The sequence below is a fragment of the uncultured Oceanisphaera sp. genome, assembly GCF_947495715.1.
Lineage (GTDB): Bacteria > Pseudomonadota > Gammaproteobacteria > Enterobacterales > Aeromonadaceae > Oceanimonas > Oceanimonas sediminis.
Genome location: NZ_CANLZU010000002.1, coordinates 229020 through 241227, shown reverse-complemented (window position 1 = coordinate 241227; position 12208 = coordinate 229020). Strand labels below are relative to the sequence as shown.

Here is a 12208-nt window from a genome sequence, read left to right as displayed (position 1 = left end):
GTTCGTCAGCCGTTCAGTTAAGGGCGGAAAGCCCTGTAGGGACAGGCTGTCTCGGCTCTGATTTGATCAACAACGCCGGACAGACATCGTCAGTGCACAGGCGGGCCTTTGATTGGGATAAAATATCTCATGTACTCCCGAGCTGGATGCTGACGACTTGCGTAGCCTTGATTGAACTGGCCGGCAGCCACAACACCCCGGTCACAAGCCGTCTGAACGCCGACACCAGAATACAAGGAAGCCCGAGCATTATGCCCCGAACCGAGCCCCATACCGACCTGGTCGAATTCATCCGTACCCACCCGCGCCTGCTGGTGCTGACCGGTGCCGGCATCAGTACGGACTCCGGCATTCCCGACTACCGCGATCAGCAAGGTGAGTGGAAGCGCAGGCAACCGGTGCAACACCCGGACTTTATGCGCTGCGAGCACACCCGAAAACGCTACTGGGGCCGTAGCCTGATCGGTTGGCCGGTGATGCGCGATGCCCACCCCAATCCGGCGCATCAGGCCCTGGCACGGCTGGAACAGCTGGGTCATATCGACCTGCTGGTCACCCAAAACGTGGATGGACTGCACCAGCGGGCCGGCAGCCGCAAGGTAGTCGACCTGCATGGCCGCTCCGATCAGATTGTCTGCATGAGCTGCGACTATCGCAGTAGCCGCGACGAGTCACATCAACGCAGTGCCGAGCTGAACCCGGATTACACCCGTTACCGCGCCGCCACGGCACCGGATGGCGATGCCGATCTGGAAGTGGATTTCAGCGGTTTCCACGTTCCGGGATGCGCTCAATGTGGCGGTATCCTCAAACCGGATGTGGTGTTCTTCGGCGATAACGTCCCCAGGCCGCGTGTCACCGAGGCGCTGGAAGCACTTAAAAACGCCGATGGTCTGCTGGTAATCGGCTCCTCATTGATGGTCTACTCGGGCTTTCGCTTCTGCCGCCGAGCCAACGAGTGGAACAAGCCGATCGCCGCCCTGACATTAGGCAAAACCCGGGCCGATGAACTGCTCAGCCTCAAGCTGAATGCGCCCATCACTCCGGTACTGCAAGCGGCTCTCAACGAGCTCGCCTCCCCGCTCCGCTAGACGGTTACTTACTCAACCCTAACCTGGGCAAATTCCCCTGAGAGATCCCCTCATTTTCACCGATGGCGATTTGAATACGGATGCTGGCATCAGGACCCGGTACCGGTTTGTGGTTTCCGCCCTTCACATCAAGGGTTGATACAGATCAATATGTTCGAGGTTTCCTTACAATAACTTAGGCATCCTTATGGATAACTCAATCAAGGAAGGAAATCGTATGTATCCGCTTTTGCTCAAGGCACACTTGGGGCTTATTTTACTGGGCTTTTTAAGTTTTTTGCTGCGTACCTACTGGGGTATCACCAGCTCGGTATTATTGAAGCATGCATTGGCATTTAAAGTTCATAAATTGTTGACCTTGCTGATGCTGGTCAGTGCCTTGGCCTTGTGCCTGGCTATAGATCAATACCCCGTCACCGATGCCTGGCTAACCGAGAAACTGATTCTGCTGGTTGCCTATGTTGCCTTTGCCATGATGGCATTCAGGCCTGCTGCGCTTGCCGGGCAACGCTACCTGTTTGCGGGGGTAGCCTGTGGCTTGTTTGCTACCATGCTGTTTATTGCCAAAACCCATTCGCCCCTGCTGTTAGGGTGAAAGGTGGCGTTGTTTCCTAAAAGAGTTTTTCACTATTTGACAGTACTGAAGTGCATGAAAACAACTTGTTCTAACTTATGGTTGTACATTTTCAGTGCTGGCCACCGTGGCTTATTCTGATTTAAGACGCAAAGCATCGCATTTGTGTTTTTAGGAAATAACGCCGCAGAACGACTACAACCGGCAGCATCCTCACCAACACAATGACGAGTTGCCGCCGGTTCAGGCCGAGAAGCAGTCTAATTTACTGTCCGGAATGAGTTGGCCACTACAGAGACAGATAGCTCTCTGAGTTAGCAAACAACGCCCTGGGCCGAGAGTTCTCTTCGAATGATGTCAGCTCCTGCACTCAAGGCATTCAGCTTGCCTCTTGCTACCCCACGAGATAAGGGGGCCATGCCACAGTTGGTGCAAGGGTAGAGCTTGTCGGCATCTACAAACTCAAGTGCTTTTCGTAGCGTATTGGCGACTTCCTCTGGCGTCTCGATGCGATTGGTTGCCACATCAATGGCCCCTACCATCACCTTTTTACCCCGTATCAGTTCAAGCAGCTCGATCGGAACATGGGAGTTATGACATTCTAACGAGATAATATCGATATTGGACTTTTGCAGTTTGGGAAAGACCTCTTCATATTGTCTCCACTCGGAACCCAACGTCTTTTTCCAGTCCGTATTGGCTTTAATGCCATAGCCATAGCAAATATGTACGGCAGTTTCACATTTAAGGCCTTCAATGGCTCGTTCCAAAGCAGCAATCCCCCAATCATTTACCTCATCAAAAAACACATTAAATGCAGGCTCATCAAACTGGATAATATCAACACCCGCTGCCTCCAGCTCTTTGGCTTCCTGATTGAGTATTTTGGCAAACTCCCAGGCCAGTTTTTCGCGACTCTTATAATGATCATCATACAGCGTGTCTATCATGGTCATGGGGCCAGGCAGGGCCCATTTGATGGGTTGCCTGGTTTGCTGACGTAAAAATCGGGCATCGTCAACAAACACCGGCTTCGGGCGACTGACTGCACCAACAACCGTCGGTACACTCGCATCATAGCGATCTCGAATTTTAACGGTCTGACGTTTTTCAAAATCAACACCGTCAAGGTGCTCGATAAAGGTAGTCACAAAGTGCTGACGGGTTTGCTCGCCATCGCTGACAATATCGATGCCTGCTTGTTGCTGCTCTTGCAAAGACACACGCAGCGCATCCTGTTTGCCGTCGATAAGCTCTTGACCTTGCAGCTTCCAGGGTGACCAGAGGGTCTCGGGTTGTGCCAGCCAGGACGGTTTGGGCAAGCTGCCCGCAGTGGACGTGGGTAATAATTTTTTCATCATAAATACCGGTTTCTGTTCTCGTTAATGTTCAGGCGCTTGTTTTATTATCAGGCGTAGTTGGCAGACCACTGCTCAAGAATCGCCTTGTATGGCTTGATAAAGTTCTCTTCGGCCAGTTTGCCCTGCTTAATGGCCAGCTGGCTACGCTCTTCTCGATCATAAACAATCCGAGTTAATGAATGATCTGCGTTCTTCAGATTAGGTTTATATATTTTTCCTGCCACAGCGTTGGCATTATATATTTCAGGCCGATAAATTCTTTGAAACGTTTCCATGGTGCTGATGGTACTTATCAGCTCAAGATTCGTATAATCGTTCAGCAAGTCATCAAAAAAGTAAAAGGCCAGAGGTGCAACGCTGTGCGGTGGCATAAAGTAGCGAACTTTCAGGCCCATCTTCTTGAAGTATTGCTCCGTTAAAGAGGTTTCATTGGGCAGATACTCGACACCCAATATGGGGTGATGATTTTCCGTCTGGTGATAGGTCTTGTTATCGGAAACACTCAGGCAGATCACCGGCAATTTGGCAAAATGCTGCTGATAGGTGCTCGAGTTCACAAAGCGCTTGAACAGCTTGCCGTGCAGATCGCCAAAGTTTTCCGGAATGCTGAAACCGGGTTTGCCCTTGTTGTGCTCCAGCAACAAAACGCTGAAGTCATAGTCCCGAACATAAGAGGAGAAGTTATTGCCTACAATGCCTTCTGTGCGTTGCCTGGTTTTGTGATCAACAATAATGGTTTTCAGCACTTCAATAGTAGGAAAGGTATGCGCCTTGCCTTCATTGTCGATATCCATATCAACAGAAATTATTTCCAGCTCAACGGAGTAACGGTCTGCTTTGGGGTTATCCCAATTTACCAGAGCATTGAAACGATTGTTAATCATCGTCAAGGCATTGCGCAGATTTTCCTGGCGGCTCTCTCCCCTGGCCAGGTTGGCAAAGTTGGTCGTGGCACGCGTACTGTCTGCGGGTTGATAATTTTCATCGAAAGCAATGCTGTTTACAGCAAATTTGACGTCGTTACTCATAATGTTGTTCATCCATTTGTTGAGATAAAGCCTGAATCTGTTCCCTGCCCGTTCTGGAAGTCCAGACATCTAGAGCTAAGCCTAGGTATGTTATACAGGGCCCATTTCATGAACAAAAATGATTTTATCTCATCAATAGATGAACAGTATTCATGATTTATTGTAAGGCAAGGCTCACCCGGCAAGCAGAGTGCCGGCTTTGGAGACACTCGCCACCGAGTTGTTACCGAATGTTCTGAGCCAGAGCAACGAAGTCACTCAGGTAATTGATCTGTTCTTCGCCTTTGCGCATTCCCAAAAAAATCTGCTTTTTAATCCCATCTTGACCGAACCGAAGGCTTTTAATGGCCATTGTTTTGGCGAATTCATCCACTAACCAACCAGGCAATGCACAGACGCCTCTGCCTGCTGCCACCATTTGCAACATGATTTCCGTAGTCTCGATTGTCTTGTGTTTTTTGACCGTGCATTTTGCGGGGTTTAAAAACTGGCTGTAGATATCCAGCCGCTCGGGCTCTACCGGATAGCTAAATAACACTTCTTCATTCAGCTGTTCCGGCATGATCGAGCTTTGCATGGCAAGGGGGTGAGATGATGAAACAACGAGCCGATGTTCATAGTCAAATACCGGTATAAACGTCAGCTTGGGTTTATACAAGGGATCAGGCGTGACCAGGATGTCTATTTCATAGCTATGCAGGGCACCCAGACCACCGAACTGAAACTCCTGCTTGACGTCAATATCAACGTTTGGCCACTTTTCAAGATAAGGCTCAATCACTTTTAACAGCCATTGATAGCAAGGGTGGCATTCCATGCCGATGCGAAGTGAACCCATTTCACCTTTCGCCATCTGAGACAATAGAAGTTCGGTGTGTTTAAATTGCGGCAATACCCGACCGGCAAGCGTCAGAATGTGCTCACCCGCATTGGTCAGGCGCAAGTTTCTGCCTTCTTTTTGCCAAACAGATGTTTTGATCTGACCTTCCAGTTTTTTGATGCTGTGACTCAATGCAGACTGGGATAAATTCAACGATTCCGCAGCCTGGGTTAAGGTTCCCTGCTCTTTTATTGCTGCCAGTACTTCAAGGTGAAACCGCTCCAACATGATTTAACTCCGGTCTTTAGCACTCAATTTCATGAATATAATTCATGATTTATTGAAAATATATTATTATTTTCATTATTTAAATGTTGCCTATGCTCACCATCCAGACACTCAGAGCCTGTTTTTCGACCTTTTCAAGTGACACCAATTTGAATAAAGATCTGATCATTAATTTAAATCTGAGATCAGAGGCAACACAGCCACCTCCCACGACACGCTACAAGTACTTCCCTGTAAGCTCGGAAATGCCGTCCCTGGCATTTCACGGCCGTGGGAGTCGATCTCTGTTACCTCTTCTCGAGCATCGAGCTGTCTGTAGACGGCGCTAACAGGCAACTCCGGTGCATCAAGGAGGACAAAGGGATCTGCTCAGCCGACCATTCGCGCCACGGATGGCGCGGCTGAGCCTCCAGGGAGGGATTCACGGCGAGTCGGGGGAGCAGGCCCTTTGTTCGACTTTTATACAAAAATGGAATAGATCATTTGTTTAGTGGGATTGGTATGACACCCTTCGCTCAACCTTACAGGGCAGCCAACCAGATCAGTTAGTTTGACAGATTAATATAAGGAGATCGTAAACAGGCGCTAAAAACGACCATACGGCGAGGTGCTCGCTGGTGATAGTCGTAAAGGTAAAATGAAAAGGGAATATCGAAAGAGGAAGTAAATAAACCGTCGCTTTGGCCTTCAGGAAGCTCACAGGGCGTGAGCATGGCCAAAACGACGGCAATCGGCAGGTCGGTTACAGACCCAGTTTGTCGAGCAGGCCCGGCAGTTTATCGCCGAGCTTATCACCCAGCTCATCACCCAACTTTTCGTTGAGCTTGCGCTTGACTCGCTCCGCTTCCTTGTCGGCCTTTTCACGCAGGTAAAGGTCGAACACCTGCTGCAGATCCAGGCTGTACTTCGGCTGCTGGTAACTGCCGCTGATGCGTACCGGCAATATGATGTTCTTCAGCTCGCTCAACTCTTCCCCGTCCTGGCCCTTGAGGCTACCGACGATGGCGGTGTTGAGCAACACATCGAGCGACTCGTCAAGCAGGTTGGTTTCTCCCTCGCCATCGATGCGCAACAAGGGGGACGCCATATACAGGTTCTCGGTGCTTACCCGGCCTTTGCCGATGGCAAAATCGGCGGTCAGGGCGCTGAAGTCGGTTTTCTCGACGGCCTCTTCCGCCGGCAACGGCAGCCCCTTTACCCTGGCGTGGGCCCGACGGATCAGCGCCGCGATATTCACCCCGTTCAGGGCGCCATCGGCCACTTTAAGCGCGGAGGTTCCCTTTACGCTGCGTTTGATGACATCGCTGGTCAGGCCACTGCCACGCAGGTCAAACGTCAAATCCGCCCGCCCCTCCAGATAGTCGATACCCGCCGCTGCGGTCAGCAGCTCACGGGCATTAACCCCGGTCAGCGTTTTCTGTACGCGAAAACGCACCGGATCGGTATTGACGTCCAGTTCGCCCCTGGCTTCAATCTTGCCTTCATATAACCGGGCCTGCACCTGATCGAGCTTTACCTTGCCCTGATCGATGTTGACCTTGATATCAAGCTGCTCCAGCTCGATTCCCTGCGCCAGCACCTTGTCGGCGGCCAGCCGGCCCTCAACCTTGATGCTCTTGAGCGCCGACAGGTCCGGCTCATCGGCCGCACTGGCAGAAGGCAGTGTCGACGCCGGCGCCGCCGCACTGACCACCGGTTCATCGGCGGTCGCCGCGACCGGCGTGGACCGCCATTCGGCCTGCAACGCATCCACATCCAACAGCGCCGTGTTCAGGTTGAAGTGCAGCTCGGGAATGGCACTATGGCGCAGCGATAGTTCACCCGTTGCATCCAGCGATCCCAGTTTCAGCGTCATGTCGCTGAACTCGGCCAGTTTGCGATCCAGTACATAGGCCAGGTTACCTTCCAGCCGCAGCTGCTTGGTACCGGGAATGGCACGGCCGGTGGCATCGAGGTCGAGCTTGAGATCATCCAGTCGCAGGCGGTCGAATTCCGGTGCCAGCCACAACTGACCGGTGGCATCCATATTGGCCTGTACCTCGTCACTGAACAGATTACCGGACAGACTCAGGGGTACCGCCTTGCCGGGAGCAAACTCGTCGAGCTTGACGTTGACCCGGTTGAGGCGGGTCAGGGTATTATTCGCTTCGTTCTGTACCACGATTTCGGCATCCACCACCTGCACACCGGCCAGGCTGATGCTCATCGGCTGACGAGGCTCGCCGCCGCCATCCGTTTCCGTCTGCTCATTCGAGCCGCCGGTAGTGGACGTCGTGGTAGACAGGGTACGCAGATCGTCGATATTGCTGACCCCATCGGCGCGGGTGATCAGATGCAGACGCGCATTGCCCAGCACCGCTTCGCCGATCTCCAGCCGGTTATCGAACAGCGGCTTCAGCGCCACGTCCAGGCTGATTTCACCGACAGACAGGGTATTACCGGCGGCAAAGCCGGGCGGATTGAGCAAGGCAGCGTCGTTGAGAGTAAAGCCGATAGAGGGGAAAAAGCGCCAGCTCAGGTCGCCGTTGATCACCAGGGTGCGGCCGGTTTTTTCCCGGGTCTGCTCGATCAGCACCCGCTTGACTCTGTCGGTATCCACCACCCGGGTCAGAATCACCAGCGCGAGCAGCAATAACAGCAGCAACGCCGCCACGCCGTAGAGTAGTTTTTTCATTATTGTTTCCCGTTTTTTATACGTTTAATACCCATCTGCTTTGCGGCATGTGAGGCAGTGCAAGCCGCCATGGACTCCGGCCTCGCCGTGCTGATACTGAATCGAGTTCAGCATGACGTTACTTGATTCGGCACGGAGTGACGGCCTTATGCAGTCATTCCGGCCCACGAGCCGGAATCCATTTCACAGCCAACGCCGCCCAAACAGACACGGCTCAAATTCTACAAACACCACCGCTTAAAGCTGACAGCTTATGGCTTACAGCTCCCCGCAGGGGTTAGTCCTGATTGATACGGCTGGCATCCGCGCCTTGCTGCGACTTGTACTTGGCGCTGGCACGGCTCATGTAAGGCCGTTCGGCCGACCCCGACATGGTTTCGAAATTGAGCGCGCCAATCACCATACGCGGGCGCAGCGCCAGCGGCAGTTTGCCGCTGTTGTAGAATTCCAGCACGATGCGTCCGGACCAGCCCGGATCGATGCGGTGTGCCGTCACGTGCACCATGAGCCCGAGCCGCGCCAGAGAAGAGCGGCCGTCCAGCCAGCCGACAATATTATCGGGCAGGGTGACAGATTCAAGTGTTACCGCCAGCGCCAGCTCGCCCGGGTGCAGAAAGAAGGCTTCGCCATCGGGAATGACAATCTCGTCACTCATTACCCGGTTGATGGCCTCGGACACCTGGGCACTGGGTCCGCTCAGCTCGATATAGGGCGCGGTATGATCCTGAAACACGCGAAATGCGTTGCCCAGCAGCACATCGACACTGACACCACTAATCCGCTCCGGCTCCGGCTCGGGACTGATCTGGATAAGACCCTCGGCCAGATAACGCTTGATATCCCGGTCACAAAGACGCATGAAAACTCCTTAACTCAATGGTGATCCCACCACGGCAGCGACGGCCCTTGCCGTCTGGCGGCACGAACAAGGCGCGCCTGCGTGGCAGTGATGCGATTAAACCTGCCGGGTATAAAGGCGGGTGGGAATGATGTTGCCGCTAAAATAAAGCCCCGCCGCCACCCGGGCGGCGATGTTCAGATAAAGATTGGTCAGGGCGCCTTCAGGCTCGGCAATCAGGGTTGGGGTACCCTGGTCCATCTGCCGGCCGATAGTCGCATCCAGCGGTAACTGACCGAGCAGCGGCACCTGATGCTGGCTTGATACCCGCAGGCCGCCACCTTCACCGAATAACGCTTCCTGATGGCCGCACTGGCTGCACTGGTGATAGCTCATGTTTTCCACCACCCCCAGCACCGGAATATTGACCTTCCGGAACATGTTGATGCCCTTGACGGCATCGGCCAACGCCACGTTCTGCGGTGTGGTCACCACCAGGGCGCCGGTGGTCGGCACCTGCTGGGCAATGGTAATCTGAATATCACCGGTACCCGGCGGCAGATCCACCACCAGGTAATCGAGATCGCCCCAGCGAGTCTCGCGCAATATCTGTGCCAGCGCCTTGCTGGCCATGGGCCCGCGCCAGACGGTGGCATCCTCGGCCCCCACCAGAAAGCCGATGCTGTTGGCCTTGATGCCGTGCGCCGGCACCGGCGCCATGGTCTTGCCGTCGTCGCTTTCGGGCCTGGCGTCGGCTACCCCCAGCATCATCGGAATAGAAGGGCCATACACATCCGCATCCAATATGCCCACCCGGCCGCCGAGCCGGCTTAGCGCCAACGCCAGGTTCACCGCCGTGGTGGACTTGCCGACCCCGCCCTTGCCGGACGACACCGCGATAATATTGCGTACTCCCGGCACGGCCTGGGCATCGTTGGCGCAGGCCAGGGTCGCTACATCTTGACTCAACTGCCAGCGTACCCTGCCGGCACCACTCAACCGGCACAGGTCGGCATCCAGGTCCTGCAACTCGGTTTCCAGCCGATAATCGACAAAAGGCAGTACCAGCGACACCGTCAGAATATCCTGCGACCGGGTCACGCCACGAACAAAACCGGCACTGACCGGATCCTTTGCCCAGTGCGAAGGCCGAAATTGGGCCAGCCGGGCACTAATGTGTTCATTATTCATGCTGTGTTGCCTGCTGATGAATCTGTTCTGCACTCTACCAAAAAGCCCGCAGCGGTGAAACGCCGAGCCGAGGCGATATGCGGCTTTGCCGGCCTTTTGTCGCATATGGCCGGATGCATGTCGGCCACATACCGGAGCCGACAAGGACAAAACCCGAGGCCGGGCGCTTTGGGCCGGAAAAAGCGGCCAAAGTGTGTATAACCGAAAAAAACTCGGGTAACATGCTCTGTCCCGTGTAATTGACTCAACAGAATGGAAATTATGGCTACCGAACCTCGTAAGATACTTGTCACCTGCGCCCTGCCCTATGCCAACGGTTCAATCCACCTTGGCCATATGCTGGAGCACATTCAGGCCGATATCTGGGTTCGTTATCAGCGAATGCGTGGCCATCAGGTTCATTTTATCTGTGCCGACGATGCACACGGCACCCCCATCATGCTCAAGGCCCAGCAGCTGGGCGTCGATCCCGAGCAGATGATTGCCGCCGTGCAACAGGAGCATAAAGCCGACTTCGACCGCTTCAACATCGGCTTCGACAACTATCACTCGACCCACAGCAAAGAGAACCGCGACTTTGCCGAGCTGATCTACGGTCGCCTCAAGAGCAACGGCTTTATCGAAAACCGCACCATTTCCCAGCTTTATGATCCGGAGCAGAACATGTTTCTGCCGGATCGTTTCGTCAAGGGCACCTGCCCCAGCTGCAAGGCGGAAGACCAGTATGGCGACAACTGCGAAGTGTGCGGCGCCACCTACAGCCCGACAGAGCTGATTGATCCGCGCTCGGCGGTCTCCGGCGCTACCCCGGTGATGAAAGACACCGAGCACTTCTTCTTCGACCTGCCCCAGTTTGGCGGCATGCTCAAGGCCTGGACCCGCTCCGGTGCCCTGCAGGAAGAAATGGCCAACAAGATGAGCGAGTGGTTCGAGTCCGGCCTGCATCAGTGGGACATCACCCGCGATGCGCCCTACTTCGGTTTCGAAATTCCCGATGCCCCGGGCAAATATTTCTATGTGTGGCTGGATGCCCCCATCGGCTACATGGGCTCGTTCAAGAACTACTGCGACAAGCGGGGCGATCTCAGCTTCGACGAATACTGGAACAAGGACAGCAGCACCGAGCTGTACCACTTTATCGGCAAGGATATCGTCTACTTCCACAGCCTGTTCTGGCCCGCGGTGCTGGAAGGCAGCGATTTCCGCAAGCCGAGCAACATCTTCGTGCACGGTTATGTGACGGTGAACGGCGCCAAGATGTCCAAGTCCAAGGGCACCTTCATCAAGGCCGATACCTATCTCAACCACCTGGATCCCGAGTGCCTGCGTTATTACTACGCCGCCAAGCTGTCCAGCCGCATCGACGATCTGGACTTGAGCCTGGACGACTTCGTGGCCCGGGTAAACAGCGACGTGGTCAACAAGCTGGTCAACCTGGCCTCGCGTAACGCCGGTTTTATTGCCAAGCGTTTCAACGGTCAGCTTGCCGCCGACTGCGCCGAGCCCGAGCTGTATGCCGAGTTTGCCGCCGCCGCCGAGCGCATCGGCCAGTCTTACGAGCAGCGTGAATTCGGCCGTGCCATCCGCGAGATCATGGCGCTGGCCGACAAGGCCAACCGCTATGTGGACGACATGGCCCCCTGGGTACTGGCCAAGCAGGAAGGCAAAGACGACGAGCTGCAGGCCGTGTGCTCCGTGGGTATTAACCTGTTCCGGGTGTTGATGACCTACCTCAAGCCGGTGATGCCCAAGCTGACCGAACGCGCCGAGGCCTTCCTCAACTGCGAACTGAGCTGGAACGCCGTGAACGAACCGCTGCTCGGCCATGGCGTCAACAAGTTCAAGGCCCTGTTCAGCCGCATCGACGCCGACAAGGTCGCCGCCATGGTGGAAGCCTCGAAGGAAGATCTGGCCGCCGAGCAGGCCCAGGTCAAACAAGTCACCGGCCCGCTGGCAGATGACCCCATCGGCGAGACCATCAGCTTCGATGACTTCGCCAAGGTGGATCTGCGGGTGGCGCTGATCAAGAAGGCGGAAGCGGTGCCCAAGGCCGAGAAACTGCTGCGCCTCGAACTGGATCTGGGCGGCGAAACCCGTCAGGTGTTTGCCGGTATCAAGTCTGCCTACGCCCCGGAAGATCTGGAAGGCAAGCTCACCGTCATGGTCGCCAACCTGGCGCCGCGCAAGATGCGCTTCGGCGTGAGTGAAGGCATGGTGCTGGCCGCCGGCCCCGGTGGCAAGGATCTGTGGATCCTCGAGCCCCACGACGGCGCCCAGCCCGGCATGCGGATCAAGTAAAAGCGGTAAGCTTTAAGCGGTAAGAAAGCCCGGCGATGCCGGGCT

9 protein-coding genes are annotated in these 12208 nt (G+C 54.8%); 3 read left to right on the top strand and 6 right to left on the bottom strand.

Annotated features, from left to right (window positions below):
* The first annotated feature begins 251 nt into the window (after positions 1-251).
* Both Q0753_RS02365 and Q0753_RS02360 read left to right on the top strand, forming a co-directional pair.
* Positions 252-1091: an NAD-dependent protein deacetylase gene (locus Q0753_RS02365; RefSeq protein ID WP_298716587.1), complete on the top strand. Its 840-nt coding sequence runs from the start codon at positions 252-254 to the stop codon at positions 1089-1091.
* A gap of 187 nt (positions 1092-1278) precedes the next feature.
* Positions 1279-1686: a SirB2 family protein gene (locus Q0753_RS02360; protein ID WP_298716585.1), complete on the top strand. Its 408-nt coding sequence runs from the start codon at positions 1279-1281 to the stop codon at positions 1684-1686.
* Between the two features lie 293 nt (positions 1687-1979).
* Here the strand turns inward: Q0753_RS02360 and Q0753_RS02355 are convergent, their stop codons facing one another.
* From Q0753_RS02355 to apbC, 6 genes are all read right to left on the bottom strand, one after another.
* Entirely contained in the window at positions 1980-3026 is a 1047-nt protein-coding gene (locus Q0753_RS02355) for a methionine synthase (protein WP_298716583.1), read from the bottom strand.
* A gap of 47 nt (positions 3027-3073) precedes the next feature.
* Positions 3074-4054: a DUF1852 domain-containing protein gene (locus Q0753_RS02350; RefSeq protein ID WP_298716581.1), complete on the bottom strand. Its 981-nt coding sequence runs from the start codon at positions 4052-4054 to the stop codon at positions 3074-3076.
* 223 nt (positions 4055-4277) lie between these two features.
* A complete protein-coding gene (locus tag Q0753_RS02345) occupies positions 4278-5162 on the bottom strand; it encodes a LysR family transcriptional regulator (RefSeq protein WP_298716579.1) in 885 nt (294 codons plus the stop codon).
* 742 nt (positions 5163-5904) lie between these two features.
* Positions 5905-7836: an AsmA family protein gene (locus Q0753_RS02340; protein ID WP_298716577.1), complete on the bottom strand. Its 1932-nt coding sequence runs from the start codon at positions 7834-7836 to the stop codon at positions 5905-5907.
* A 277-nt stretch (positions 7837-8113) separates the two neighbouring features.
* A complete protein-coding gene (gene dcd / locus Q0753_RS02335) occupies positions 8114-8695 on the bottom strand; it encodes a dCTP deaminase (protein ID WP_298716574.1) in 582 nt (193 codons plus the stop codon).
* A gap of 96 nt (positions 8696-8791) precedes the next feature.
* A complete protein-coding gene (apbC, locus tag Q0753_RS02330) occupies positions 8792-9865 on the bottom strand; it encodes an iron-sulfur cluster carrier protein ApbC (protein ID WP_298716571.1) in 1074 nt (357 codons plus the stop codon).
* Between the two features lie 261 nt (positions 9866-10126).
* On the opposite strand from apbC, the gene metG reads away from it, so the two are divergent.
* Positions 10127-12163: a methionine--tRNA ligase gene (metG, locus tag Q0753_RS02325; RefSeq protein WP_298716568.1), complete on the top strand. Its 2037-nt coding sequence runs from the start codon at positions 10127-10129 to the stop codon at positions 12161-12163.
* Positions 12164-12208 lie beyond the last annotated feature (45 nt).

Bases quoted from the DNA above. Each gene is read 5' to 3' on its own strand.
- Q0753_RS02365 (WP_298716587.1), top strand. From the start codon at position 252: ATGCCCCGAACCGAGCCCCATACCGACCTGGTCGAATTCATCCGTACC.
- Q0753_RS02360 (WP_298716585.1), top strand. From the start codon at position 1,279: ATGGATAACTCAATCAAGGAAGGAAATCGTATGTATCCGCTTTTGCTC.
- Q0753_RS02355 (WP_298716583.1), bottom strand. From the start codon at position 3,026: ATGATGAAAAAATTATTACCCACGTCCACTGCGGGCAGCTTGCCCAAA.
- Q0753_RS02350 (WP_298716581.1), bottom strand. From the start codon at position 4,054: ATGAGTAACGACGTCAAATTTGCTGTAAACAGCATTGCTTTCGATGAA.
- Q0753_RS02345 (WP_298716579.1), bottom strand. From the start codon at position 5,162: ATGTTGGAGCGGTTTCACCTTGAAGTACTGGCAGCAATAAAAGAGCAG.
- Q0753_RS02340 (WP_298716577.1), bottom strand. From the start codon at position 7,836: ATGAAAAAACTACTCTACGGCGTGGCGGCGTTGCTGCTGTTATTGCTG.
- dcd (WP_298716574.1), bottom strand. From the start codon at position 8,695: ATGCGTCTTTGTGACCGGGATATCAAGCGTTATCTGGCCGAGGGTCTT.
- apbC (WP_298716571.1), bottom strand. From the start codon at position 9,865: ATGAATAATGAACACATTAGTGCCCGGCTGGCCCAATTTCGGCCTTCG.
- metG (WP_298716568.1), top strand. From the start codon at position 10,127: ATGGCTACCGAACCTCGTAAGATACTTGTCACCTGCGCCCTGCCCTAT.